This window comes from Actinomadura sp. NEAU-AAG7 (genome assembly GCF_018603865.1).
In the GTDB taxonomy this organism is placed as follows: domain Bacteria; phylum Actinomycetota; class Actinomycetes; order Streptosporangiales; family Streptosporangiaceae; genus Spirillospora; species Spirillospora litoris.
Window position 1 is genome coordinate 853,225 of record NZ_JAHFZY010000002.1, and the last position, 25,097, is coordinate 878,321.

Here is a 25,097-nt window from a genome sequence, read left to right on the forward strand (position 1 = left end):
AACCCCCGTGTGAAGAGCCCCCGCATCGAACGCCCCGCACGACACGCCCCCACTGATCTCAGATCGAGGACGGAACGTGAACGCGAGCCCATCTGGTACCGGTACCGACCCCTCCCCTCGCACGTTCGACTACGAGGACGACCTCCCCCGCGTGCCGCTGCCCACGCTGGAGGAGACCGGCGAGCGCTTCCTGGAGTGGTGCGCGCCGCTGCTGACCGAGGCGGAGCTGGCGCGCACGCGGGAGGCGCTGGAGGACTTCACCCGTCCCGGCGGCCCCGGCCGGGAACTGCACGCGGCGCTGGAACGCTACGACGCGACCGAGGGCGTGCACAGCTGGCTCGACACCTTCTGGCCCTACCGCTACCTCGGCCGCCGCGACCGGATCGCGCTCAACGCCAACTTCTTCTTCCTGTTCCATGACACCGGCGAGGGGCAGGCCGAGCGCGCCGCCGGGCTCATCGCGGGCGCGCTCCACCACAAACTGGCCCTGGACGCCGAGCGGCTCCCGCCCGTCCTCCAGCGCGGGCGGCCGCAGACGATGGCGCAGAACCGGTTCCTGTACTCCGCGACCCGCATCCCCGGGGCCGTGCAGGACACGGTCCGCGCGCCGTACTCGGCGGAGCACCCCGGGCCGTCCGACGCCAAGCACATCCTGGTGTTCTTCCGCGAGAACATGGTGAGGATGGACGTGCTCGGGCCCGACGGGCACCCGCACACCCTCGGCGAGCTGACCGGCGCGCTCCAGCAGATCATGAAGGCGTCCCCGGCGCTGGAGCCCTCGCCCGGGTCGCTGACGACGAAGGCGCGGGCCGAGTGGGCGGCGAGCCGGGAGGCGCTGCTGGCCGTCCACCCCGGCAACAGGGACGCGCTCGACGCCGTGGAGACCGCGCTGTTCTGCGTCTGCCTGGAGGACTTCGCCCCGGCGGACGCGCAGGAGGCGTCCGACCACCTCCTGCACGGCGGCAGCGGCAACCGGTGGTTCGACAAGGCGGTGTCGCTGGTCGTGTTCGGCGACGGCCGCGCCGGGATCAACGTCGAGCACTGCGAGCTGGACGGCACGACGATCCTCGGCTTCGTCGACTCGGTGCTCGGCACCCCGGCGAAGGAGCACTCGCGCGCGTCCGGCGCCCGGTCGCAGGGCGCGCCCCAACTGGAGCCGATCACGTTCGTGCTGGACGACGCGCTCCGCACCGACGTCCGCGAGGCCGACGCGGCGTTCGCCGCCTACGCCGCCGCGACCGCGACGAGGCTCGTGACCTTCGACGACTTCGGCTCCACCGACGCCAAGGCGCTCGGCATGTCGCCGGACGCGTTCGTGCAGATGGCCTACCAGCTCGCGCACCGGCGGGCGAAGGGCCTGACCGGCGCGACCTACGAGTCGATCGCGACCCGGCAGTTCCGGGCCGGGCGCACCGAGGCGATGCGGGTCGTCACCCCGCAGGTGCTGCGGTTCGTGGCGGCCATGGACGACCCGGACGCGCCCCCGGCGGCCCGCGCGGCGGCGTTCCGCGAGGCCGCCGAGGCGCACGTCCGGCGGGCCAAGGAGTGCCAGGCGGGCCGGGCGCCCGAGCAGCACCTCTGGGAGCTCCAGCTCATCCAGCGGCGGCGGGGCGCGGAGCTGGGCGTGACCGAGCACCTCGCGCTGTTCGACTCGCCGGGCTGGACGGTCATGCGCGACGACTACCTGAGCACGAGTTCGGCGCCGTCCGCGCACATCCAGGCGTTCGGTTTCGGGTCGACCAGCGAGCAGTGCATCGGCGTCGCCTACGTGCTGCTGCCGGACCGGCTCGCCGTCTACCTGAGCACGCCCGAGCACGTCGCGGACGCGATGCGCGTGTTCGCGGACGAGCTGCGCCGCGCCGTCCAGGAGCTGCGGGAGCTCCTCGCCGCCGAGTCCTGACGGCACCGGAGTCCTGACGGCACCGCGGTCCTGACGGCACCGGGCCGGGGCGTCGCCGCCCCGGCCCGGTGCCGGCCCCCGCGTCTCAGGCCGCCGACAGCGCCTCGGTCGGCGACAGCCGCGACGCGCGGACCGCCGGATACAGTCCCGCGACCGCGCCGATGACCAGCGTCGCGGCCATCCCGCCGGCGACCGCCCACGCCGGGATCACGACCGGCCAGCCCTGGTAGAGGGCGTAGACGGCGGTCACGAGCGTCCCGAGCAGGGCGCCGCCCGCGCCGCCGAGCAGCGACAGCAGCAGCGACTCGGCGAGGAACTGCGTGCGGATCTGGCTCCGGGTCGCGCCGAGCGAGCGGCGCAGCCCGATCTCCGCGCGGCGCTCCAGCACCGAGATGACCATGGTGTTGGCCACCCCGACGCCGCCGACCAGCAGCGCGACCGCGCCGAGGCCGAGCAGCAGCCCGGTGAAGGCCTCTCCCGCCGCCTTGCGCGCGGCGAGCGCGTCGGAGGGGCGCGACACCGCGACCTCGTTCGGCGCCTCGGGGTTCGCGGTGGCGCCGAGCACCTCGCGGACCTGCTCGACGCTCGCGTCCCGCGACCGGGTGTAGATCGTCGTCGGGTGCCCGTCGAAGCCGAGCCGCGCCTGCGCGACCGGCCAGCCGACGAGCGCGGCGCTGTCCAGCTCGGGGGCGAGCGGCGCCGGGTCCAGGACGCCGACGACGGTGAACAGCGTCCGGCCGATGAGCACCTGGACGTCCGGGCCCGCGTGCCCGATCCCGAGCCGCCGCGCGGCGGTCGAGCCGAGCACGGTCGCCGGGAAGGACGCCGTCGCGCCGTTCAGCCACGTGCCGCTGCGCAGCGCGGCGCCGGTCGCGGCGCGCAGGTCGGTGCGGGTGGCGTAGGCGGCGATCCCGTTGGTGTCGGTCTCGGGGATCCGGCTCGTCCGGTAGACCTTCGCGTCCTCCAGCAGCCCGACCGCCGACACCTCGCGCACCGGCGCGATCCGCGCGACCATCGCCTCCGACTCGACGGGCAGCCGGGCCCTCTCGCCGGTCAGCGTGCTGCCGGGCGCGACCGTCAGCAGGTTGGTGCCGAGCGCGGCGAGCGCCCGGTCCAGGTCGGCGCGCGAGGACGCGGAGACGCCGACGACCGCGACCATCGCGGCGATCCCGATCGCGATGCCGAGCGCCGACAGGAACGCCCGCATCGGGCGGGTGCGCAGCCCGACCGCGCCGACCCGCACGACGTCGCGGGGCCCGAGCCGCGCCGGGCGCAGCGCCGCCGCCGTCATGACGGCACCGCCGCGGCGGAGTCGTCGGTGATCAGCCCGTCGCGCATCCGCACCTGGCGGGGCAGGCTCGCGGCGATCTCCCGGTCGTGCGTGATGATCACGACGGTCGTGCCGGCCTCGTGCAGCCCGCGCAGCAGCGCCATCACGCCGTCGCCGGACGCCGAGTCCAGCGCGCCGGTCGGCTCGTCGGCGAGCAGCAGCGCGGGGTCGCCCGCGACGGCGCGGGCGATCGCGACGCGCTGCCGCTCGCCGCCCGACAGCTCGTGCGCCTCGTGCCCCATCCGGTGCCCGAGCCCGACCCGCTCCAGCGCCTGCGCCGCGCGCCGCCGCCGCGCGCCGGGGCCGAGCCCGGTGTACAGGAGCCCGTCGGCGACGTTGTCGATCGCCTTCGTCCCCTGGGCGAGGTGGAACTGCTGGAACACGAAGCCGATCTGGTGCGCGCGCAGCGCCGACAGCTTGGCGTCGGGCAGCCGCCCGACGTCGTGCCCGGCGATGTGGACGGTGCCCGACGTCGGCCGGTCCAGCGTGCCGAGGACGTTCAGCATCGTCGACTTGCCCGACCCCGACGGGCCGACGATCGCGACCAGCTCGCCCGGCTCGACGTGCAGCGACACGCCGGCGAGCGCGCGGACGCCGCCGGCGTACTCCTTGGTCACGTCCCGCAGCGCGATCATGTGGGGGTCCCGACGACGGTGCCCTCGGCGATCCCCGCGCCGGAGACCTCGACCCGGCCGTCCGCGAACAGCCCGGTCTCGACCGGCGCGTAGGACGACGCGCCGCCCCGGACGACCTCGACCCCGAAGCCGCCCTCCTTCAGCGCGACCAGCGCCGACACCGGCACGGTCAGGACGTTGTCGCGCCGTCCCGCCGTGAACGTGACATCGACCGAGGCCAGCGCGTAGGGGGCGGCGGCCTTGCGTGCCTTGCCGGCCCGCAGCCACACCGTCACCTCGACCTTCGTCGTCGGATCCTCGCCCTGCCCCGACCCCGGTTCGATGACGGTGGAGACCTCGTCGATCCGGCCGGGGACGGTCTCGTCCTCGGGGAGCGTGACCTCGACCGCCGCGCCCTTCTTCGCCATCCGCTGGTCGGCGGTCTCCAGCTCCACGGTCACCGCCTTGTCGGTCCCGGTGTAGGTGAGGACCTTCTGGCCGGGGCCGGTCGGGTCGCCCGCGCCCGCCTGCACGCTGTCCACCCGGACGGCGCCGGGCGCGAACACCACCCGTCCGAGTTCGACCTCGCCGGTCTCGGGGAGGCCGAGGTCGTCCTGCCATTCGCGGACGGCGTCGGCGGTGTCGGCGGTGTACTCCTTGTCGACGGTGAACCCGTCGTAGCCGAGCTTGGCCAGGTTCTCCTCGAAGCGGCGGACGTCGGAGCCCTCCGTCCCGACCGTCAGCGGGCGGTAGGACGGCCGCGACCCGTACATCAGCGTGACCGGGTCGCCGTCGACCTCGTAGAGGGGCCTGCCCCGGGTGATCTCGTCGCCGCTCTTGGGGACCCGGGTGACCGTGCCCCGCAGGCGGCTCGTCGCGGTGGAGGTCGGGCCGTAGCCGAGCCGCCCGTCCTCGGTCCGGGTGTCGCGGAGCGACTGCCGCGTGACCTTGGCGGTGCCCGGCGGGAGCGCGGCGGCCCGGGCGCCGCCCGACCCGCCCGAACCGCCCTGGCCGAGCAGCGCGACGGTGACGCCGCCGCCCGCCGTGGCGAGGACGGCGGCGGCGAGGACCGCCCGCGTGCGCCTCCTCACTTCCCGCCGCCCGCCATGATCTCCTGGCACTTCTCCTGGGCGGCGTTGAACTGGGGGTCGTCGGCCAGCTTCTTGTCGATCATGATGCCCTGCTGGCCGGGCTTCGGATCCGCGAAGGCCTCCACGCCGTTGCGGCGCATGCATTCGGCGAACTTCCGGAGCCGTTCCTGCTGCTTCGGGTCGGCCTTGCCCGTCCCGTCCCCCTGCGGGTTGAACTGGCGGCACGCCTCCATCGCCTTGTCGACGGTCTCCTTCTTCGTCCGGCCGTCGAGCTTGAGGCGGATGCCCTCGCCGGGCTTCGGGTCGTCCATCGGGACGCCGTTCCGGCGCATGCACTCGGCGTACTTCACGCCCTTCTCATCGGAGCTGAGGGTCTTTCCGGGCGCCGCCGCGCCGCTCTGGTTCGGCTTCGCGGCGCCCGCCGCGGAGGCGACTCCGCCCTCGTCGCCGTCGTCGGAACCGCAACCGGTGAGCGCCAGGGCCAGCACGAGCGGCAGGGCCGCCGTTCTCCACATTCGCATTCGTCTTCTCCTGTGTTCCGCGTCGCCGGGCCTGACCCGGCCGGTCGGAGAGCGATGCAACGCGACCGCGCGTTTCCCCCGCGTTTCCCGCTGGGGCGAAGGGAGTTCCTAACGCGGAGGAAACAGGGTGTGCGGCAGCATTCGGCCCGTGGGCACGGCGAAGGGAGCCGGAATGCGGGTACTGGTGGCCGAGGACGAGCGGCTCCTCGCCGGCGCGATAGCGGAGTGGCTGCGGGGCGACGCGCACGCCGTCGACCTCGCCTACGACGGGGCGTCCGCGCTGGAGCGCGCCGCCGTCAACGACTACGACGTCGTCGTCCTGGACCGGGACCTGCCGCTCGTGCACGGCGACGACGTCTGCCGCGAGCTGGTCGGGGCCGAGCCAGCCGGGGGCGGGGCGGCGGCGCGGGTGCTGATGCTGACCGCCGCCGCCGAGATCACCGACCGCGTCGAGGGGCTCGGGCTCGGCGCCGACGACTACCTCACCAAGCCGTTCGCGTTCCCCGAGCTGGCCGCCCGGGTGCACGCGCTCGGGCGGCGCTCGCGCCCGGCCGCGCCGCCGACGCTGCGCCGCGCGGGCATCACCCTCGACCCGGCGCGCCGCCAGGTGGTCCGGGACGGGCGCTACGTCCCGCTGGCGCGCAAGGAGTTCGCCGTGCTGGCCGAGCTGCTGCGCGCGGACGGCGCGGTCGTGTCGGCGGAGGTGCTGCTGGAGAAGGTGTGGGACGAGCACGCCGACCCGTTCACCGGCGCCGTCCGGCTGACGATCCTCAAGCTGCGGCGCAAGCTCGCCGATCCCCCCGTCGTCGAGACCGTCAAGGGAGCGGGGTACCGGATCCCGTGATGAGGCCCGGCATCGCGCTGATCAGGCCGCGCCACCTGTCGCTGCGGGCCCGGCTGACGCTGACCTACGGCGGGCTGTTCCTCGTCGCGGGCCTGGTGCTGCTCGGCGTCACCTACGCGCTGTTCGACCAGCAGCTCGCGCGCGGCGGCCCGCAGGTGCTCACCAAGACGGGCGTCATCCGCGACGGGTCGCCGGAGGAGGTCACCGAACAGTCCGCCCGCGAGCAGGCGAAGGCCATGGGCGACCTGGACGCGTGGGCGCGGCGCCAGCGCGCCGACATGCACGAGGCCGCGACGGCGTCGCTGGTCACGCAGGGCTCGATCGCGCTGCTGGTCGCCGGCGGGGTCGCGGCGGGCCTCGGCTGGCTGATCGGCGGGCGCGTGCTCGCGCCGCTGGACCGGGTCACCGAGACCGCGCGGCGGATCGCGGGCGCGCCCGCCGCCGACCGCGGCCTGCACGAGCGGATCGCGCTGCACGGCCCCGACGACGAGGTCAAACGGCTCGCCGACACCTTCGACACCATGCTGGAGCGGCTCGACCGGTCCTTCGACGGCCAGCGCCGCTTCGTCGCCAACGCCTCGCACGAGCTGCGGACCCCGCTCACGCTCGGCCGCGCGCTGGTCGAGGTCGCGATGCACCGCGCGGACGCCTCCCCGGACGTGCTGCGGCTCGGCGAGACGCTGCTGGAGATCAACCTGCGGCACGAGCGGCTGATCACCGGCCTGCTGCTGCTCGCCCGGTCGGAGAGCGAGATCACCGACCGGGCGCCGGTCGACCTCGCCGACGTCGTCGGGCACGTGGCGGCGCAGACCGTCGCGGAGGCGGACGCGGCGGGCGTGACCGTGCGGACCGAGGCCGCCGAGGCCGTGACGGCGGGCGACGCGCTGCTCCTCGAACGGGTCGTGCAGAACCTCGTGGAGAACGGGATCCGGCACAACTCCGGACCCGGCGGCTGGGTGCGGGTCGCCTGCCGCGCGGACGGCGCGAACGCCGTCCTGGAGGTGGGCAACTCCGGGCCCGCCGTCCCGCCGCACCAGGTGCCGGCGCTGTTCGAGCCGTTCCGCCGGCTCGGCTCCGACCGCGTGATCACCTCCGGCGGGGCGGGCCTCGGACTGTCGATCGTGCGGTCCATCGCCCGCGCCCACGGCGGGACCGTGACCGCCCTCCCGCGCACCGGCGGCGGCCTCCAGGTGACCGTCACGCTGCCGTCCTCGCAGGTCACGGCTCTGGTCTGACCGGCCAGGCCACTTAGCGTAACGGCGCGGAACAGCCCCATTCACCCCGGTTATGACCTGCTGGCATTACCTGGCTTTTGTCGCGAATGAGACTGTTATTGCGTTCCTTCGATCCCGCGTGCGGGCCTCCCCCGCTCGGAATTCCCCCGGCACCGGTGGGGAATTGCTCCTGACCCCGCGCGGGGTTCCACGCCGTAAGGCCGGGAGAAAAGGCGGAAGCGAATGGCAACGCGTACCCGACCCGCCCGGGGACGTTGGCGCATCGCGTGCGGAGTCGTCGGGGTGGCCGCGGCCACCGTCACGGCCTCGCCCTCGGTCGCCTCGGCCGGTGAACTACAGATCAGCCAGGAAGTGCAGCAGCAGAACCAGTGGTGCTGGGCCGCCAGCGGCCTCACGATCGCCAAGTTCCACGGCAAGGGCACCACCCAGAACGAATTCTGCAACATGGCGCGCAACCGCTCCGGCGGTCAGTGCCCGAACCAGGCCGGATACCTGGAATGGGCCCAGACGGCCTTCCAGAAGCTCGGCATCTCCCGCGGCACCGTCAGCGGCCCCCTCGGGTTCAGCGCCATCAAGACCGAGATCGACGGGCGCCGTCCGATCGAGACCGGCATCTACTGGACGGCCGGCGGCGGCCACGCCCAGGTCATCTACGGCTACACCGACGGCTCCCAGGTCATCGCCTACGGCGACCCGTGGCCCTCCAGCCCCCGTTACTCCGAGATGACGGTCGGCCAGTACACCAACAACGGCCAGTTCCGCTGGGGACAGGCCCTCTACCGGGTCGGAGCGTGATGATGCGAAGCACTGCGAAGCTCTCCGCAGCTGCCGTGTCCGCCGGACTCGGCGTCACGGTGTTCATGACGGGCGGCTCGGCCATGGCGACGGGCCCCTCCGCCGACGCGGCGGCGGCCTCCGAGGCCGCGGCGCAGCCGGCGGCCCAGCAGCGGCTGGGGTCCTTCTTCGTCCACCTGGGCCAGCACAACCAGGGCCAGTTGACGAACCAGACCGTCACCAAGGCCCAGGCGGACGCCCAGGCCCCCCGGATCGAGGGCGCCGCCCAGACGATCTACTCCCTCAACCCCGCCTTCGTGAAGGGCGACGCGGGCGCGACCGTCGCGCGCTTCTCCCACATGGCCGTCAGCGCGCGGTCCGCGTCCGGCCAGCAGGCCACGATGTGGCTGAACAAGAACAACAAGAGCTGGCTGGTCTGGAACATCACCTCCGGCTCCGACGAGACCGCCTACGCGGCGAAGGCCGCGGGCGGCACGGTGTTCACCGAGCCGCAGATCAATGCCTGGTACCGCCTCGCCGACGGCAGGGTCACCGGGCTCAACGACACCGCCGTCGCGTCTGTCGGCAAGGCGGGCGTCACGGTGGCGGCGTACCAGCGGCTGGTCCACACGCGGTACGCCGACAAACTCCCGGGCTCGCAGTACGCGAGGTCCGGGCGGCTGGGCGGGTTCTCGCCCTCGACCGGCGTCAGCAGGCCGGCGCCGGATCGGGGCCCGGCACCGGCCCTGCTCGCTCTGGGCGCCGGCGGCGCCGTCGCGGCGGCGGCCGGCATCGCCGTCGCGCGGCGCCGCCGGGTGCAGGAGTAGGGGCGACCAGCCGATGAGCGTGCGGGTTCCGGGGACCGCTGCCCCGGGACCCGCCGACCCTCACGGGCCAGGCGGCCCGGGGTGGGGGCCTTGAGATGGATCCTTCAGGGCGTGACGACCGGCAACGCCGGATGTGCCTCGGGATGCTCGTCCCACCAATCGCCGTACACGCGTTGCGCGCGGACGAGTTGCATGTACACGTCGTTGAAGATCCCCCTCAGGCGCCCCGCGGCCTGCTCCACCTCGGGCCGCCATACCAGGACGACCCGTTGTCCCAGCGGGTCTCCGGTGATGCGGCGGAACGCCATCCCGTCGCGCGGGGCCGCGGTCGGCTGGTAGATGCCGATCGCGCGCCCCGACCGGATCAGCGAGGCCGCGATCTGCCAGTCGGTCGACCAGAACCGGACCCTCGGCTGGAACCCCGCGCTCGCGCACACCCCCCGGAAGTAGGCCGGGTAGGGGCCGTCGTCGAGCGGGTCGTCGAGCCAGTCCTGGTCGGCCAGGTCGGCGAGGTCGATGGTCTCGCGCGCGGCCAGCGGGCTGCTGGAGGACATCCCGACCAGCGCCGGTTCGCACTCCACCAGGACGAGCCGCTCCAGACCCTCCAGCGGGGGCGCGGTGTAGTCCACCGGCTCCTGGAACAGGCCGATGTCGAGCGCGCCGGAGGCCAGCAGTGCCGGGATCCGCCCGCCGCCCTGGTCGACGCGCAGTTGCAGCCGGGCGCCCGGGGACACCACGTCCAGATGCTCGCTGAGCCGGGTGAGCGGCGGGCACGCCTGCACCCCGATCCGCAGCATCGGCAGCGGCGAGGGATCGCTGCGGCGGTGCGCGAGGGCCGCGTTCAGGTCGTCGATACAGGCGAGCGCGGCTCGGGCCCGCGTCGCCACCTCCTCCCCCACCGGGGTCGGCACGACGCCCTCCGGTGAGCGCACGAACAACTGCACGCCGAGATGGCCCTCGACCCGGCGGAGCATCGTGCTCACGGCGGGCTGGGTGAGGTTGAGGCGGGCCGCGGCCTTGCTGATGCTGCCGGTCGCGGCGACGGCCTCGATCATCCTGAGGTGATGGGGACCGAGATCCACGCGCTGCTCCTGACCGTGACTCTGCCCCGTCGACTGGAATCAAGCGAATATTAACCCCGGACACGCCGCCACAGAATAGAAATGCGTGCCATTCCGGTTACATCGGGTGTGTCGGTGACGTCCTGTGGTTCTTCCGGCCGCCGCGACTACCAGCCGTGTGCGTGACACGGGACGGGCGGCGGTCAGCGGGTGGCGTCGCGCAGCGCGGTCAGGACGGCCGCGAGCTGGGTGATCAGCCCCGCGACGCTCGTCTGGTCGGCGCCGTTGACCTGCACGGTGCGCAGCTCGTTCGGCTTCGGGAGCTTCGCCAGGATCTCCGGGAGCGAGTGCACCAGCTCGGCCTGCACCGACGCCGGGGTGCGCTCGTTCTGCACCGCCGCGCGGGAACGTTCCCGCTCCAGCTCCAGCAGGTCGTGCTCGTGGCGCGCGCGGGCGCGGACGCCGGACCGCGCGATCTCGGCGTCCAGTTCCAGCCGCTTCAGCTCGGCCTCGCGCTCGGCGCGCAGCCGCCCGGTCTCGGCCTCCTCGGCGTGCCGCTCCCGCTCCATCCGCAGGGCGTGCCGGGTCGTCTCGGTGTGCAGCTCGGCGACCTCGCGGGCGTCGTCGTGCTCGCGCCGCGTCCGGCGGGCCTTCTCGGCGGCCTCGGTGTCGAACCGCTCGGCCTCGTTGCGGGCGCGCAGCTCGGCCAGCTCCCGCTCGTGCTCCAGCCGCTGCGTCTCCTTCAGCCGCGCCGCCGCCATCTCGCGCTGCGCCACGACCTCCTCCGCCTCCAGCTCGGCGAGCCGCGCGATCTGCCCCTGCTCGGCGCGGTAGGGCTTCTGGAGGTTCTCCCAGAGGCGGGACGAGCTGACCACCGCCTCCTTGATCTGCACGGTGACGATGCGCAGGCCGAGGCCCTGGTCGCCGCCGTCCTCGCCCTCGGCGACGCCGCGCAGCCGGGCCGTCAGCTCCTCGATGATGGGCTGCTTGTCGCTGAGGACGTCGCGCACCCCCATCATCGAGACCTTGTCCTTGATCGCCGCCTCCGCCTGCTCCCTGAGCTGGATGTTCACCAGCCGCATCGGGTCGTCCTCGGCGCCGAAGTCGAGCTTGCGGTAGGCGGTCGCGAAGTCCTGGATGATCCACTGCACGTAGCCCTGGACGAGCACGCCCTGCAACTCGCGGCAGATGCAGTACGCGTTGATCAGGATGGTCTGCGTCGCGCCCGGCACCACGAGGAACGAGTCGGTGGACGGGTTGAACCGGAACGACACGCCGAGCCCGATGTGCAGCGGCTCCTCCCGTCCGCGCCGGGTGTGCACGACGAACGCGTTCGGCGGGACCAGGACGTTCTTCCACCGCCAGAAGCCGCTGATCCGCACGTCCACCTGGCCGGAGGCGGCCGGTTCGGCGGGCGGCGCGCCGAGCGCGCGGTTCCGCTTGGCCACCGGCCCCGGCGGCGGGGGCGCGGCGCCGGGCGCGGCCGGGGACGGCACGCGCCGGGCGCGCAGGTCGTCCTCCAGAACCGCCTGCTGCGCGACGACCTTCTCCAGGTAGGTGTTGCCCTGGTCGGGGCTGCTCATGGGGACCTCACTGCGCGATGGGGTGGCCGCCCGGGTCGGCGGGCGGGTTCGGGCCGAACTCGGCGGAGCAGGCGGCGGCGAGCCGGGTGAGGGCGGAGCCGACCTCCAGGCCGTCGCGCCAGCGCCGGGGGAAGGCGTCCGCGCCGTAGCGGGCGCCGAGGAGGTTGCCGCAGATCGCGCCCGTGGAGTCGCTGTCGCCCGTGTGGGTGACGGCGAGCCTGAGGCGGCTCTCGACGTCCCCCGGGGCGAGCGCCGCGTACACGGCGATCGCGATGGCCTGGTCGCCCGTCCAGCCGCCGCCGAGGGTCTGGAGCCGCTCCGGCGTCGCGGGCCCCTCGTGCCGGAGGCTCGCGGCGTGCCCGAGCGCCTCCAGCGTCTCGCGGTTGCCCGGATGGCGTTTGAGCTGCTCGCGCGCGAGGTGCAGGGACTCCTCAAGCTCGGCGCCGCGCAGCAGGGCCGAGACCATGGCCGCGTGGACCCCGGCGGGCAGGTATCCGCTCGGGTGCCCGTGGGTGAGGGCGGCGGCGCGGCAGCCCAGCTCGAACGCGTCCGCCGGATCGGCGTGCCCGAACCCGCACGGCGCGGCGCGCATCGTCCCGCCGCAGCCCTTGGAGTCGCCGTTGGGCTCCCGCGGCGTCCCGAGCGGGACGGTCGGCCGGCGGCGCTCGGCCGCCCGGTGCAGCGCGGCGAGCGTGGAGCGGCCGGGGCCGCGCCGGGTCATCAGCGCCGGTTCGCCGGCGAGCCAGCCGCCGCCCTCGACGCCCTGGTCGGGGAACTCCTCGCCCTGCCCGCGGAACCAGGTGAGGTAGGCGGCCTGGAGCAGGCCGGGCGCGGCGGTGCCGACGCCCCGCGCGCCGCCCCCGGCCCGCTCCCGCGCGGACGCCTGGACGAGCGCGTACGCGGTGAACATCGTGAGCTGCGTGTCGTCGGTGATCGCGCCGCGCCCGAAGCGCTCGGCGACGAAGTCGTCCGGGCCGTCCGGGCCGTGCTTCTCGCGGATGACGTCGAGCGTGAAGCCTTCGAGCGGCGCGCCCAGTGCGTCCCCGATGCCCCCGCCGAGCAGGCAGCCGAGCACACGGTCGGGAGCGGGATACACGGAAAGATCCGGCATGCCCGACACCCTAGTGAACCAGCCCGGTCAGATGACGGATTCCCACGCGGTCAGCGCTCCCTAGCGTGGACCGCAAGGAGGAGATCATGACTGAGATCGCGGAACTGGTGGACAAGCTGGAGATCGGGGAGCTGGTCGCGCGGTTCTTCGCGTCGCTGGACGAGCGGCAGGCCGACCCGCGGGCGCATCCGTTCGACGAGGCGTGGGCGCGGCGGTTCTTCACCGAGGACGTGCGGTTCCGCTTCCCCGTGGGCACCTTCGCGGGACGCGACATCGCCCCGCGGATGCAGACCCTCGCCATGGACATGTGGGGCCGCACCCAGCACCTCGCCGGGATCCCCCTCGTCGAGCTGGACGGGGACCAGGCGAGCGTGCGGTGGGACGCCGTCCACACCCATGTGCAGCTGGAGTCGACGCAGGCGGCGCGGGCCGACCGTCCCGGCGAGCTGATGGTGTCCGGCGGGCACTACGACGCCGAGGTCGCGCGGACCGGGGACGGGTGGCGGTTCCGGGTCGTCGTGCTCACGGTCGCGTGGACGACCGGGAAGCCGCCGGTCTTCAACGAGGAGCTGGCACGCCTCAGCGCCTCCTGATCCCCACCGGGCTAGGACGCCGGCCGGGACTTGCAGTGGACGTGGAGCCCCGGCGCCCGGTCCCAGCCGATGAGGCGGACGAGCTTGTCGATGTGCGGGGACACCCCGTGCAGCAGGAGCATGCGCCTGCCCTCGTCGAGGGCGTGGCCGGTCTTCGTGAAGACGCGAAGACCGGCCACGTCCACGAAGTCGACATGGCAGAGGTCCAGGTGCAGGTCGCCCGGCACCCGCGCCACGGCGGCGCGCAGCAGGCCGTCCAGGTCGGCGCAGTTGGAGACGTCGATGTCGCCGGTGAGGCGCAGCCACGGCGAGCCGGACGCCGAGACGACGCGCAGCAGCGCCGTGTCGTACTCGACGACGTCGTACCGGGGGGCGTCCTGGGTCGGCCCAGTGCCCTCCGGTGAGGCGAACCTGCGCACCGGGCCGTCCTCGCCGGTGATCCGCCAGACCGTCATCCCGCTTCCCGCCCTCCGGCCGGGGCGCCCTGCCGTGGGCGGCCCGCTCATGCCAGGCTCTCACCTGAACCCGTGTTCTGAACCGCCAGCGAACGGAAAATCAGAAACGTCACAGTCGCGGCAGCAGGCGGGGCGGCGTGATCGGCAGATCGCGGACGCGGACGCCCGTCGCGTGGTGGACGGCGTTGGCGATGGCCGCCGCCGCGCCGACGATGCCGATCTCCCCGATGCCCTTGGTGCCCATCGGGTTGAGGTGCGGGTCGGACTCCTCCACCCAGTCCGCCTCGATGTCGCGGACGTCCGCGCAGGCCGGGACGTGGTACTGCGCGAGGTCGCGGTTGAGGAAGTCGCCGAACTCGGCGTCCATCACGCTCTCCTCGTGCAGCGCCATGCCGATCCCCATCGTCATGCCGCCGATGAGCTGCGACCGCGCGGTCTTGGGGTTGACGATCCGCCCGGCCGCGAAGATCCCGAGCATCCGGCGGACGCGGACCTCGCCGGTGTCGGCGTCGACCTCCACGTCGGCGAACTGCGCGCCGAACGCGTGCCGCGCGTAGCGGTCGCGGCCCTTGAGCTCGTCGGTGGTGTCGGCGGACGCCTCCAGGCCCTCCGGCGGGACCGACCCGTTCAGCTTGCCGCGCAGGCCCTCGCAGGCGCGGACGACGGCCGCGCCCCAACTGGAGGTCCCCATGGAGCCGCCCGCGACGGGCGCCTTCGGGAACCGGCTGTCGCCGACCTCGACGCGCACCCGGCCGAGCTCGACCTTCAGCGCCTCGGCGGCGATCAGCGTCAGCGCCGTGCGGGCGCCGGTGCCGATGTCGGCGGCGGCGACGCGGACCGTGAACGTCCCGTCGGGCTCGGCGCGGGCCGTCGCCTCGGAGGGCCGCATGTAGGCGGGGTAGGTGGAGGAGGCGACGCCCGTCCCGAGCAGCTTGCGGCCCATCCGCCGCACGCCCGGCCGGGGGTCGCGCGCCGCCCACCCGAAGCGGGCCGCGCCCTCGCGCAGGCACGCGACGAGGTTGCGGGAGCTGAACGGCAGGCCGCTCTCGGGCTCGTGGCCGGTGTCGTTGCGGACGCGCAGCTCGATCGGGTCGATCCCGGCGGCGACGGCCAGCTCGTCCATCGCCGATTCGAGCGCGAACATGCCGGGCGTCTCGCCGGGCGCACGCATCCACGACGGCGTGGGGACGTTCAGCCTGACCAGGCGGTGCGACGTCCGCCGGTGCGGCGCCTTGTACATCATCCGGGTCGGCACGGCGGTCTGCTCACCGAACTCCTGGAGGACCGACGTCTGCTCGACCACCTCGTGGGTGATCGCGTCGAGGTGCCCGTCCTCGTCGGCGCCGAGCCTGATCCGCTGGATGGTCGGCGTCCGGTAGCCGGTGGTGGCGAACATCTGCTGCCGGGGCACGGCGAACTTGACCGGGCGCCCGGTCGCGCGCGCGCCGAGCGCCGCGACGAGCACGTTCGGCCGGGGCGCGCCCTTGGACCCGAACCCCCCGCCGACGTGCGGCGACACGACCCGCACCTGCGAGGGCTCCAGGCCGAGGACGCCCGCGATCGTCTTCTGGACGCCCGACGCGCCCTGGTTGGAGTCGTAGAGCGTCAGCGTCCCGTCGTCGTGCCACTGGGCGAGGGTGGCATGCGGCTCCATCGGGTTGTTGTGCTCCGCCGGGGTCGTGTACGTGGCCTCCACCCGGACGGCCGACTTCGCGAACGCCTCGTCCGCGTCGCCCTGGGCGGTGTCGCTGGGGAAGACCGGGTTGACCTTCTCGGGCTTGTAGAGGCCGGGGTGGTCGGCGCGCAGCTCCACGTCCGGGGGTTCGGAGGCGTACTCGACGCGGACGAGCCGCGCCGCCTCCCGCGCGGTGTCGAGCGTCTCGGCGACGACGGCGGCGACGAACTGGCCGCGGTAGGAGACCGTGCGGGACTGGAACAGCGCCAGCTCGGCGTCACCGCTCTCGCGGAGCTCCGGCGCGTTCTCGCACGACAGGACGGCCAGGACGCCGGGCAGCCGCAGCGCCTCCTCGGTGCCCACGGAGGTGATCTCGCCCCGGCCGACCGTCGCCTGCACGGCCGCCGCGTAGGCGACACCCTCGACCGGGTACTCGACCGCGTAGCGCGCCTCCCCGGTGACCTTCTCGCGGCTCTCCAGCCGGTCGGTCATGTCCCCTCCCCCAGCTCGGCCAGCGTCCGGACGATCAGGTTCCGCGCCAGCGTCACCTTGTAGGCGTTGTCGCGCAGCGGCTCGGCCGCCTCCAGCTCCGCCTCGGCCGCGCGCAGGAAGAACTCCTCGGTGACCGGGTTCCCGCGCAGCGCCTCCTCGGCGCGCCTGGCCCGCCACGGCTTGTGCGCCACGCCGCCCAGGGCGAGCCGGACGTCGCGGACGACGCCGCCGTCGACGCGCAGGGCCACCGCGATCGACACGAGCGCGAACGCGAACGAGGCGCGTTCGCGGACCTTGCGGTAGCGGGAGGGCATGCCGAGCGGGGGCACCTCCACCGCCGTCACCAGGTCGCCCGGCTCCAGGGTGGTGTCGCGCTCCGGCGCGTCACCGGGGAGCCGGTAGAAGTCCTCGATCGGGACGACCCTCTCGCCCGCGTGCCCCCGGACGTGGACCGACGCGTCCAGCGCCGCCAGGGCCACCGCCATGTCGGACGGGTGCGTCGCCACGCACGCCCCGGAGTGCCCGAGGATCGCGAGGTTGTGGTGCTCGCCCTCGATGGCGGGACATCCGCTGCCCGGGTTCCGCTTGTTGCAGGGCTTGGCGGCGTCCTGGAAATAGGAGCAGCGCGTGCGCTGGAGGAGGTTGCCGCCCACCGTCGCGACGTTGCGGATCTGCCCCGACGCGCCCGCCAGGACGGCCTGCGCGAGAACGGGATGCCCCTCGCGGACCGTCCGGTCGGCGGCGAGGTCGCTGTTGCTCACGGCGGCGCCGATGAGGAGGCCGCCGTTCGGGTCGAGCTGGATCTGGTCGTAGGGGAGGTGGGTGACGTCCACCAGCCGGGAGGGCAGCTCGACCCCGAGCCGCATCAGGTCCACGAGGTTGGTTCCGCCGCCGAGGTAGGCGGCCCCTTCCGCGTGCCGCCGGAGGGCGTCTTCCGCGCTCGTGGCGCGCTCGTACGCGAACGGCCTCATGCCTCCGCCGCCTCCCTGCGCGCCGCCGCCTCCCGCACCGCCGCGACGATGCCCATGTAGGCGCCGCACCGGCACAGGTTGCCGCTCATCCGCTCGCGGATCTCGTCGTCGTCCAGGACGGGGTCGACGCGCAGGTCCTCGCTCGCCGCGCTGGGCCAGCCGCGCTCCGCCTCGTCCAGCATGCCGGTCGCGGAACAGAGCTGGCCGGGCGTGCAGTAGCCGCACTGGAACCCGTCGTGCTCGATGAACGCCTCCTGGACGGGGCTGAGCCGCCCGTCCTCCGCGAGTCCCTCGACCGTGACGATCTCGGCGCCGTCGTGCGCGACCGCCAGCGCGAGGCAGGCGTTCACGCGCCGCCCGCCCACCAGGATCGTGCACGCGCCGCACTGGCCGTGGTCGCAGCCCTTCTTCGAGCCGGTCAGCCCGAGATCCTCGCGCAGCACGTCCAGCAGCGACGCGCGCGTATCCACGCCGAGGCGGTGCTCGGCGCCGTTCACACGGAGGGTGATCTCGGCTTTCACCGGGGTGGCTTCACTGTCCATGACGGGCCCCCTACCCCGGATCGCCAGGCTGAAGTCAGCGACGTCCAGGAAGGATCGGCTTTCTCCGAAGCGACCGCCGGATCAGTCCTCGTCGGTGGGGTCGTCCCTGTCGGTGAGGATCTCGGCGACCTGCCGCACCGTCTCCGACGGCAGCGGCGCCGGGAGCCCCCGCCACTTGCGGCCCGCCGCCACGGCCGCCGCGCCCGCCCCGCCGCCGTAGGCCAGCGCCGTGACGAACGACGCCAGCTCCGGCGGCAGCTTCCGCTCCAGCAACTGCACGTTCATCCGGTACGTCGCGGCGGTGGCCATCATCCCGAGCGCTCCCGCGAGCGCGCCGAGGCGCAGCGCCGGCAGCCGCTTGCGCGCCTTCTCCAGCATCTCCGCCTGCGCGGCCTCGACCACGCGCCCCACGAGCGCGAGGTTCTGCGCCACCGGATCGTCCTCGGCCCTCGCAACCTCGCCTGACTTCCCCATGACCGGGGCTTACCCGTCTAAAGGCGAAGGAATCAAGGCACAAAGCTGTCACCATCCGCAACCCCGCCGGTGCTGTAAGTTGCGGAACCGGGCTCCCGCGACGCGGAGCCGCCCTCCCCCGTGAGAGAGAGGCCGGCCGGTCCATGCAACCGTTCGAGCTGCCCGACTTCTACGTCCCCCACCCCGCGCGGCTGAACGCCCACCTCGACGGCGCGCGGGCGCACAGCCGGGCGTGGGCCCGCGGCATGGGCATGCTGGACGAGACCCGCGACCCCGGCACCCCCGACATCTGGGACGAGGCCGCGCTCGACGCGATGGACTACGCGCTCCTGTGCGCCTACACCCACCCCGACTGCGACGCCCCGATGCTCGACCTCATCACCGACTGGTACGTGTGGGTCTTCTACTTCGACGACCACTTCCTTGAGGTGTTCAAGCGCCCGCGCGACCAGGCGGGTGCCCGGGAGTACCTCGACCGGCTGCCGCTCTTCATGGCGGACGCCCCGCCCCCCGAGCCGGTCAACGCCGTCGAGCGCGGGCTCGCCGACCTGTGGGCGCGGACCGTCCCGTCGCGGTCGGACGCCTGGCGCCGCCGCTTCGCCGAGAGCACCGGCAACCTGCTCCGCGAGTCGCTGTGGGAACTGGCGAACATCAGCGGCGACCGCGTCCCGAACCCGGTCGAGTACGTGCAGATGCGCCGCAAGGTCGGCGGCGCGCCCTGGTCGGCCGACCTGGTGGAGGTCGCGATCGGCGCGGAGATCCCCGAGCGGCTGGTCGGCACCCGCGCGCTGCGCGTCCTGAAGGACACCTTCGCCGACGGCGTCCACCTGCGCAACGACATCTTCTCCTACCAGCGCGAGACCGAGACCGAGGGCGAGATCAACAACAGCGTCCTGGTCGTCGAGCACTTCCTGGACGTCGCGCCGCAGGCCGCCGCCGACACCGTCAACGACCTGCTGACCTCCCGCCTCCGCCAGTTCGAGAACACCGTGTTCACCGAACTGCCGCCGCTCCAGGAGGAGCACGGCCTGGACGCGGCCGAGCGCGCGAGCCTCGCCGCCTACGTCAAGGGCCTCCAGGACTGGCAGTCCGGCGGCCAGGAATGGCACATGCGCTCCAGCCGCTACATGAACAGGGCGGCGCCGATCGGCATGTCGGCGACGCGCCTGCCGGGGCTGCTGAAGTCGGCGCGGTTCAGCGTGCCGCACGTCCCCTACCAGAAGGTCGGCCCGACGCCGCTGCCCGCGTTCGACATGCCCTACGTCGCGCGCGTGAACCCGCACCGCGAACGCGCCCGCCGGAACGTCATCACCTGGTGCGGCGAGGTGGGCATGTACGACCCGCTGCCCCGCCACCCCGAGCCGCTGTGGACGGCCGAGTCCCTCTCCGGCTTCGAGTTCGCCATCTGCGCCGCGTCCCTGGACCCCGACGCCACCCCCGAGGCCCTCGACCTCGCCACCCAGTGGCTCGCCTGGGGCACCTGGGGCGACGACTACTTCCCCGCCGTGTTCAACCGCGACCGCGACATGGCCGGCGCGAAGCGCTTCAACGCCCGCATCCCGGCCTTCATGCCGCTGGACTGCGGGCCGACGCCCGTCCCGGAGAACCCCTTCGAGACCGGCCTCGCCGACCTGTGGCACCGCACCGCCGTCCCCATGAACGACCGCGGCCGCCGCGAGTTCCGCGCCACCGTCGAGCACATGGTGGAGAGCTGGCTCTGGGAGCTGAACAACCACCTCCAGGCCCGCGTCCCCGACCCGGTCGACTACCTGGAGATGCGCCGCCACACCTTCGGCTCCGAGCTGACCATGGCCCTCTCCCGCATCGAGCACGCGGGCGAGATCCCCGAGCACGTCTTCCGCACCCGCACGCTCAACGAGATCGACGCGGCCGCCATGGACTACGCCTGCCTGACCAACGACGTCTTCTCCTACCAGAAGGAGATGGAGTACGAGGGCGAGCTGAACAACGGCGTTCTCGCCGTCCAGCACTTCCTCGGCTGCGGCCGCGACGAGGCCCTAGGCGTCGTCAACGACCTGATGACCTCCCGCCGCCACCAGTTCGAGCACCTGGCGACCAACGAGCTGCCCGTCCTCGCCGACGAACTCGGCCTGGACGAGGTCGCCCGCACCGGCCTGGACGCCTACGTCGACGAACTCCGCGACTGGATGGCCGGCATCAACAAGTGGCACCACGAGACCCACCGCTACGACGAACGCCCGGCGCGCACCGCCCCGGCGCGGCCCCGCCTCCTCAAGCCCACGGGCCTCGGCACCTCGGCGTTCCGCCTGACCACCTAGGCCAGCGCATCACGCACGTTCATCAGCGCCTCCCCGAGCAGGTTCAGCCCCCGCCACTCCTCGACCCGCTCGGCGCGCTCGTCGTCGGCGGCCAGCCCGATCCCCCAGATCCGGTCGAGCGGGCTCGCCTCCACCAGCACGCGCTTCCCCGTCCCGACCAGGTACGCGCGGTGTTCGGCGTGCTGCGCGAACTTCGCCAGGTTCCCCTCGACGACGATCCCGAGGCGGCGCGCCACCCACGCCTCCTCGTCGAACCCCTGGACCCGCCGCCCGAGCTCCTTCGCCCGCGCCGGGTGCCCGGCCTCCACGATCGCCGCGGCGGTCCGCTCGTCCCCGAACAGGCGCGCCTTCGCGGCCATCATGTAGTGCTCGGCGGTGGCGTAGGCCGTCCCGTCCACGGTGAAGGGGATCCGCGCCCACTGGCTGAGGCACCCGGCGGGCCCCGTCTCGCGCCAGAAGAACACGAACTTCAACCGCTCCTCCCGGACGCGCAACGCGTCCACCGACCACCGGCTCTCCACCGTGCCCCCCTCCGGAACCCTGACCGCAGGACGATATGCCGCCCCCGCCCCGCGAGGCGATCGAATAAGCCCCGGTGTCATCTCCGTCACTCCCGACCCCTCAGGCGGTAGTAAGCGGAATGGCAGGGGAGAGTGGTGTTGTTACTGATGGCAGCGCCCAGGTCTAGACCATGTTGCTAAACCTGGTGGGTCATCGGGGAAGATTTCCTTTTCGGTCGGTCCGGATGCCTGGAGTCCGTGGCCGCCTGTAGTCATGGGAGGACAGCAGCAGCGATGGACAACCCTCTGGCGAACCCTCGTCGCACGAAGCTCGACGCCTGGCCGTCGCGGCGGCCGGTGGACACCGACGGCGAACAGGCGGCCCGCACCGCCGACGCCGAGTCCACGGTGTCCGAGGACGAACTCGCCGCGCGCTGATCAGTTCATTCCGGGGCCCGTCCGCACTCCCGCGGACGGGCCCTGTCGCGTTTTCAGCGGGGCCATCGGGTGGACCAGTGCCAGAGGTGGTCGACGTGGCGGCGGGTGAGGCCCTGGGCGGGGTTCACGGGGACGAGGCGGAGCGCGCGGCGGTGGGGCAGGGCCTGGCGTCTGATCGTCCAGGGGATGATGTCGTCCGCCCAGGCGAAGGGGCGTCCGTCCGCGTGGCGGAGGATCGGGGCCCACTTGCGCGCGTGCGGGAGTTGGAGCAGCGGGACGCGGGGGTCTCCCGGGCGCGCGGCGTAGGCCGAGAACGGGACGTGCGGCAGTTCGGGGAGGCCGAGCAGGGGGCCGATGTGCTCGTTGGCGTGCTCCTCCCAGGTCGTCGCCCAGACGAGGTCGAAGCGGGCCGCGAGCTCGCGGAGCCAGCCGCCGTGGGCCGGGACGATGCGCACGGTCAGGCGCCCCACCGTGTGCTCCTCGTGGTGGCCGCGGGGGGCGTCCGGGTTGAGGACGCCGTCGATGTCCAGGTACAGGACGGGGCGGGTCCTGCGCGATCCCGGACGCGGGACGTCGCCTAGGGGCATAGGTGGATCGTGTAGAGGCCCGCGTCGGTGGCGGCGGCCAGGGTGCCGTCGGCGGCGAGGGCCAGGTCGTTGGCGGGGGCGGGCAGTGGGACGCGGCGGACGGCGCGCGCCGCGTCCCACACCAGCAGGGTGCCGTCGGGGGTGTCGGCGACCGCAAGGAGTCGGCCGGAGACCGAGGCGGCGGCGAGCTGGTCGCACGGGTGCGGCGCGGGGAGCGTCGTGGCCGGGCCGCCGCCGACGGGGCGGACGACCAGGCCCGAGGCGGTCGGTTGGACGAGGACCGGGCCGCCGCGGTCGAAGGTGAACACCGCGCGGGGGCCGAGGGAGGGCAGGGTCGCGACCTGTTCGCCGCGTTCCACGTCCAGCACCGTGACGCGGCAGGGGTCGTCGCAGGTCAGGCCGAGGAGCGGGCCCGTCGCGGGGAGCAGGCGGCGGTCCAGGGCCGAGCCGTGGCCGAGCCACAGGCCGAACTCGGCGAGGCGGTCGCCGGTGGCGGCGTCCCAGATGAGGACCTCCGCGTCGTGCGCGGGGCCGAAGACGGCGACGACGGCGCCGCGTCCCTGGTGGGTGGACAGGCCCACGAGTTCGGGCTGGGCGGCGCAGCCCGGTTCGAGGGTGAGGTAGGTGCCGGCGCGGACGTCGTGGACGTGGATCCGGTCGCGGCGCGTCCAGGCGACGAGGGGCGAGCCGTCCGGGAGGCCGAACGCCCATTCGGCGCGGTCGTCGGGGAAGTCGGGGACGGGCGGGCCGAGCGGTGAGCCGGACGTGAGGTCCCACGCCTGGCCGAGGTTCGCCCCCGTCCCGCTCTGGGAGGTGAAGGCGAGGGGGGCGCCGGCGGACGTCGCCGCGACACCGTCGAACATTCCGGGCGCCGGCGGGCCGGCCGGCACGCTTGCGGGCATGCGACGGAGATTAGGGCAACAAGTTCCGGCGTTCCACCGGCTGCGGGGGAAAAGCACTGGCGTGTCGAGGCGAGGCCACATCACCATGACCGGATGGACATCGCCGTACAGCGGATCCGCGCCGCCTGGACGAAGCGGTCCCGCGGCGGCCCCGCCGCCACCCGCCGCAACGCGGTGCCGGACGAGCGGCACCGCGTGCTCTAGCGCAGGCGGGCGGCGATGTCCTCCGGGGGGACGTCGTTGATCCAGGCGGCCATGCCCGACTCCGAGCCCGCGAGGTACTTGAGCTTGTCGGCGGCGCGGCGGACGGAGAACAGCTCCAGGTGGAGGCGGACGAGGTCGCGGCCCTCGCCGACCGGGGCCTGGTGCCAGCCCGCGACGTAGGGCAGCGGCGCGCCGTGGAGGGCGTCGCAGCGGCGCAGCAGGTCGCGGTAGAGGACGGCCAGCTCGTCGCGTTCGGGGGCGGTGAGGGCGACCAGGTCGGGGACGTGGCGGTGCGGCATCAGGTGCAGCTCGACGGGCCAGCGGGCGGCGGCGGGGACGAACGCCGTCCAGTGCTCGCCGGAGGTGACGACGCGGGCGCCCGCCCGTTCGGCCGCGAGCACGTCGGCGAACAGCTCGCCGCCGGACGCGCGGTGCCGCGCGGCCATGGCCAGCATGCGGCCGGTGCGGGGCGTGACGAACGGGTAGCCGTAGATCTGGCCGTGCGGGTGGTGCAGGGTGACGCCGATCTCGACGCCCCGGTTCTCGAAGACGTACACCTGCTCGACGCCGGGCAGCGCCGACAGCTCGGCGGTGCGGTCGGCCCAGGTCTCGATGACCGTCCGGACGCGGGAGACCGGCAGCAGCGCCATCGAGGCGGCGTGGTCGTCGGTGAAGGAGACGACCTCGCAGCGTCCCGCGCCTCTGGCGCGCCGGAGGACCGGCGCGCCGTCGACCACCGGCGGGACGCCCGGCGTGCGCGCGTCGAAGGACGGGAAGCGGTTCTCGAACACGGCGACGTCGTAGGCGGCGTCCGGGATCTCCGAGGCGGGGCCGCCGGGGCAGAGCGGGCACTGGTCGGAGGGCGGCAGGAACGTCCGGGCGTTGCGGTGCGCGGTGACCGTCACGGGGTCGCCGGTGAGGGGGTCGCGGCGGACCTCGCACAGCGGCTGGACGGGCGGCAGGCCGCGCGGGTCGGGCACCGGCGTCCGGCCCGGCGCCTCGTCGAAGTAGAGGATCTCGCGGCCGTCCGACAACCGCGCGCGCGTACGCGTGACCTTCACGTCACCTCATCCGTCGGGGAACCCGGCCCAGCCTAGAGGGCGGGAACGCCCTGGTCCTCCGTCCGGTGGACGGCGAGGACGTGCCGCACGAGCGTCGTCAGGACCTCCTTGCCGGACGTCCGCTCCCGCACGTCGCACAGCAGCACGGGGATGGCCTCGCCGAGGTCGAGCGCCTCGCGGATCTCCTCGGGCGTGTAGTCGTAGCCGTCGTCGAAGCGGTTCACGGCGACGACGAACGGCAGGCCGCGGCTCTCGAAGTAGTCGACGGCCGGGAAGCAGTCGGGGAGGCGGCGGGTGTCGGCGAGCACGACGGCGCCGAGCGCGCCGTAGGACAGCTCGTCCCACATGAACCAGAAGCGGTCCTGGCCGGGGGTGCCGAACAGGTAGAGGACGAGCCCGTCGCGGATCGTGATGCGGCCGAAGTCCATCGCGACCGTGGTGGTGGTCTTCTGCTCGACGCCCGCGGTGTCGTCGACGTCGACGCCCTGGTCGGTGAGCAGCTCCTCGGTCTGGAGCGGGCGGATCTCGCTGACGGCGCCGACGAGCGTCGTCTTGCCGACCCCGAACCCGCCGGCGATGAGGATCTTCACCGCGACCGGCGCGGCGGCCGGTGCGGGGGCGGCCGCGGGGTCAGAGGGCTTGGAGGCCATGGAGCACTTCCCTGAGCAGGCGTTCCTTGGAGAGCGTGCTCTCCGGCTGGGGACGGGTGACGGCGATGAGCCGGTGGTGCAGGAGGTCGCCCAGCAGGACGCGGACGACGACCAGGGGCAGCCGCATGCGGCCGGCGATCTCGGCGACCGGCTGCGGCTGGAGGCACATCTCCAGGATGTCCAGGTGCTCGGGGCCGAGGCCCGGCGAGCCCGACCGGGGTCTGGCCTCGGTCGACACGATCGTGATCATGTCGAACGTCTCGCCGGTGGCCGGCCGCGCGCGCCCGCGCGTGAGCGCGTACGACCGGACGATCGGCCCGGCCTCCTCATCGATCCACTCGCTGCCAGCACCGCTCATCGCC

26 protein-coding genes are annotated in these 25,097 nt (G+C 73.7%); 8 read left to right on the forward strand and 18 right to left on the reverse strand.

Annotated features, from left to right (window positions below):
- Window positions 1-76 precede the first annotated feature (76 nt).
- Window positions 77-1,900 carry a choline/carnitine O-acyltransferase gene (locus tag KLI87_RS13180; protein ID WP_214617150.1) on the forward strand — a complete coding sequence of 608 codons (1,824 nt, stop codon included), beginning with the start codon at window positions 77-79 and terminating at the stop codon, window positions 1,898-1,900.
- A gap of 85 nt (window positions 1,901-1,985) precedes the next feature.
- On the opposite strand, the gene KLI87_RS13185 is transcribed toward KLI87_RS13180, so the two are convergent.
- Genes KLI87_RS13185 through KLI87_RS40010 form a run of 4 tightly spaced genes read right to left on the reverse strand, consistent with a single transcriptional unit; the run spans window position 1,986 to window position 5,456 of the window.
- The gene (locus tag KLI87_RS13185; protein ID WP_156216117.1) at window positions 1,986-3,191 is read right to left on the reverse strand and encodes an ABC transporter permease; all 1,206 of its coding nucleotides are present in this window, start codon (window positions 3,189-3,191) and stop codon (window positions 1,986-1,988) included.
- Window positions 3,188-3,865 carry an ABC transporter ATP-binding protein gene (locus tag KLI87_RS13190; RefSeq protein WP_156216116.1) on the reverse strand — a complete coding sequence of 226 codons (678 nt, stop codon included), beginning with the start codon at window positions 3,863-3,865 and terminating at the stop codon, window positions 3,188-3,190. The genes KLI87_RS13185 and KLI87_RS13190 overlap by 4 nt, the downstream gene beginning before the upstream one ends.
- The gene (locus tag KLI87_RS40005; protein WP_308165990.1) at window positions 3,862-4,935 is read right to left on the reverse strand and encodes a peptidoglycan-binding protein; all 1,074 of its coding nucleotides are present in this window, start codon (window positions 4,933-4,935) and stop codon (window positions 3,862-3,864) included. Before KLI87_RS40005 ends, KLI87_RS13190 begins: the two co-directional genes overlap by 4 nt.
- The gene (locus tag KLI87_RS40010; protein WP_246249565.1) at window positions 4,932-5,456 is read right to left on the reverse strand and encodes a hypothetical protein; all 525 of its coding nucleotides are present in this window, start codon (window positions 5,454-5,456) and stop codon (window positions 4,932-4,934) included. The genes KLI87_RS40005 and KLI87_RS40010 overlap by 4 nt, the downstream gene beginning before the upstream one ends.
- Window positions 5,457-5,628: 172 nt before the next feature.
- On the opposite strand from KLI87_RS40010, the gene KLI87_RS13200 reads away from it, so the two are divergent.
- From KLI87_RS13200 to KLI87_RS13215, 4 genes are all read left to right on the forward strand, one after another.
- Window positions 5,629-6,300: a response regulator transcription factor gene (locus KLI87_RS13200; protein ID WP_156216114.1), complete on the forward strand. Its 672-nt coding sequence runs from the start codon at window positions 5,629-5,631 to the stop codon at window positions 6,298-6,300.
- Window positions 6,300-7,535, forward strand: a complete 1,236-nt coding sequence (locus KLI87_RS13205; protein WP_156216113.1) for a cell wall metabolism sensor histidine kinase WalK — start codon at window positions 6,300-6,302, stop codon at window positions 7,533-7,535. The genes KLI87_RS13200 and KLI87_RS13205 overlap by 1 nt, the downstream gene beginning before the upstream one ends.
- 282 nt (window positions 7,536-7,817) lie before the next feature.
- Window positions 7,818-8,330: a papain-like cysteine protease family protein gene (locus tag KLI87_RS13210; protein WP_214617152.1), complete on the forward strand. Its 513-nt coding sequence runs from the start codon at window positions 7,818-7,820 to the stop codon at window positions 8,328-8,330.
- A 35-nt stretch (window positions 8,331-8,365) separates the two neighbouring features.
- On the forward strand, window positions 8,366-9,136 hold the full coding sequence (locus tag KLI87_RS13215; protein WP_214617153.1) for a hypothetical protein: 771 nt from the start codon (window positions 8,366-8,368) through the stop codon (window positions 9,134-9,136).
- A gap of 104 nt (window positions 9,137-9,240) precedes the next feature.
- Here the strand turns inward: KLI87_RS13215 and KLI87_RS13220 are convergent, their stop codons facing one another.
- From KLI87_RS13220 to KLI87_RS13230, 3 genes are all read right to left on the reverse strand, one after another.
- Window positions 9,241-10,218, reverse strand: a complete 978-nt coding sequence (locus tag KLI87_RS13220; RefSeq protein WP_156216110.1) for a LysR family transcriptional regulator — start codon at window positions 10,216-10,218, stop codon at window positions 9,241-9,243.
- 182 nt (window positions 10,219-10,400) lie between these two features.
- Window positions 10,401-11,780: an SPFH domain-containing protein gene (locus tag KLI87_RS13225; protein ID WP_156216109.1), complete on the reverse strand. Its 1,380-nt coding sequence runs from the start codon at window positions 11,778-11,780 to the stop codon at window positions 10,401-10,403.
- 7 nt (window positions 11,781-11,787) lie between these two features.
- Window positions 11,788-12,891 (reverse strand): ADP-ribosylglycohydrolase family protein, encoded by a 1,104-nt coding sequence (locus KLI87_RS13230; protein ID WP_156216108.1) that lies wholly within the window; start codon window positions 12,889-12,891, stop codon window positions 11,788-11,790.
- 86 nt (window positions 12,892-12,977) lie between these two features.
- On the opposite strand from KLI87_RS13230, the gene KLI87_RS13235 reads away from it, so the two are divergent.
- A complete protein-coding gene (locus KLI87_RS13235) occupies window positions 12,978-13,484 on the forward strand; it encodes a nuclear transport factor 2 family protein (protein WP_214617154.1) in 507 nt (168 codons plus the stop codon).
- Between the two features lie 11 nt (window positions 13,485-13,495).
- Here KLI87_RS13235 and KLI87_RS13240 read toward each other — a convergent pair whose 3' ends face one another.
- From KLI87_RS13240 to KLI87_RS13260, 5 genes are all read right to left on the reverse strand, one after another.
- Window positions 13,496-13,939 (reverse strand): STAS domain-containing protein, encoded by a 444-nt coding sequence (locus KLI87_RS13240; protein WP_214617155.1) that lies wholly within the window; start codon window positions 13,937-13,939, stop codon window positions 13,496-13,498.
- 109 nt (window positions 13,940-14,048) lie between these two features.
- Window positions 14,049-16,106 carry a xanthine dehydrogenase family protein molybdopterin-binding subunit gene (locus tag KLI87_RS13245; protein ID WP_156216105.1) on the reverse strand — a complete coding sequence of 686 codons (2,058 nt, stop codon included), beginning with the start codon at window positions 16,104-16,106 and terminating at the stop codon, window positions 14,049-14,051.
- Window positions 16,103-17,077, reverse strand: coding sequence for a xanthine dehydrogenase family protein subunit M (locus tag KLI87_RS13250; RefSeq protein ID WP_214617156.1), 975 nt, complete (start codon window positions 17,075-17,077; stop codon window positions 16,103-16,105). Before KLI87_RS13250 ends, KLI87_RS13245 begins: the two co-directional genes overlap by 4 nt.
- Window positions 17,074-17,619 (reverse strand): 2Fe-2S iron-sulfur cluster-binding protein, encoded by a 546-nt coding sequence (locus KLI87_RS13255; RefSeq protein ID WP_250903754.1) that lies wholly within the window; start codon window positions 17,617-17,619, stop codon window positions 17,074-17,076. The genes KLI87_RS13250 and KLI87_RS13255 overlap by 4 nt, the downstream gene beginning before the upstream one ends.
- Before the next feature lie 81 nt (window positions 17,620-17,700).
- Window positions 17,701-18,051 carry a phage holin family protein gene (locus tag KLI87_RS13260; protein ID WP_173390724.1) on the reverse strand — a complete coding sequence of 117 codons (351 nt, stop codon included), beginning with the start codon at window positions 18,049-18,051 and terminating at the stop codon, window positions 17,701-17,703.
- Window positions 18,052-18,236: 185 nt separating this feature from the next.
- On the opposite strand from KLI87_RS13260, the gene KLI87_RS13265 reads away from it, so the two are divergent.
- Window positions 18,237-20,393 carry a germacradienol/geosmin synthase gene (locus KLI87_RS13265; RefSeq protein WP_214617157.1) on the forward strand — a complete coding sequence of 719 codons (2,157 nt, stop codon included), beginning with the start codon at window positions 18,237-18,239 and terminating at the stop codon, window positions 20,391-20,393.
- Here the strand turns inward: KLI87_RS13265 and KLI87_RS13270 are convergent.
- On the reverse strand, window positions 20,390-20,914 hold the full coding sequence (locus KLI87_RS13270) for an NADAR family protein (protein ID WP_308165991.1): 525 nt from the start codon (window positions 20,912-20,914) through the stop codon (window positions 20,390-20,392). The genes KLI87_RS13265 and KLI87_RS13270 overlap by 4 nt on opposite strands.
- 273 nt (window positions 20,915-21,187) lie before the next feature.
- Here KLI87_RS13270 and KLI87_RS13275 point away from each other — a divergent pair, with 273 nt between their 5' ends.
- Window positions 21,188-21,331: a hypothetical protein gene (locus KLI87_RS13275; RefSeq protein WP_173390723.1), complete on the forward strand. Its 144-nt coding sequence runs from the start codon at window positions 21,188-21,190 to the stop codon at window positions 21,329-21,331.
- Window positions 21,332-21,384: 53 nt separating this feature from the next.
- Here the strand turns inward: KLI87_RS13275 and KLI87_RS13280 are convergent, their stop codons facing one another.
- The 5 genes from KLI87_RS13280 to KLI87_RS13300 all read right to left on the reverse strand — a co-directional run bounded on the left by KLI87_RS13280 (window position 21,385) and on the right by KLI87_RS13300 (window position 25,093).
- Entirely contained in the window at window positions 21,385-21,918 is a 534-nt protein-coding gene (locus KLI87_RS13280) for an HAD domain-containing protein (protein WP_214617159.1), read from the reverse strand.
- Window positions 21,909-22,820: a hypothetical protein gene (locus KLI87_RS13285; protein WP_214617160.1), complete on the reverse strand. Its 912-nt coding sequence runs from the start codon at window positions 22,818-22,820 to the stop codon at window positions 21,909-21,911. The genes KLI87_RS13280 and KLI87_RS13285 overlap by 10 nt, the downstream gene beginning before the upstream one ends.
- A gap of 200 nt (window positions 22,821-23,020) precedes the next feature.
- Window positions 23,021-24,085 carry a galactose-1-phosphate uridylyltransferase gene (gene galT, locus KLI87_RS13290; RefSeq protein ID WP_214617161.1) on the reverse strand — a complete coding sequence of 355 codons (1,065 nt, stop codon included), beginning with the start codon at window positions 24,083-24,085 and terminating at the stop codon, window positions 23,021-23,023.
- Between the two features lie 32 nt (window positions 24,086-24,117).
- Window positions 24,118-24,735: an ATP/GTP-binding protein gene (locus KLI87_RS13295; protein ID WP_156216097.1), complete on the reverse strand. Its 618-nt coding sequence runs from the start codon at window positions 24,733-24,735 to the stop codon at window positions 24,118-24,120.
- Window positions 24,716-25,093, reverse strand: a complete 378-nt coding sequence (locus tag KLI87_RS13300) for a DUF742 domain-containing protein (protein ID WP_156216096.1) — start codon at window positions 25,091-25,093, stop codon at window positions 24,716-24,718. The genes KLI87_RS13295 and KLI87_RS13300 overlap by 20 nt, the downstream gene beginning before the upstream one ends.
- Window positions 25,094-25,097 lie beyond the last annotated feature (4 nt).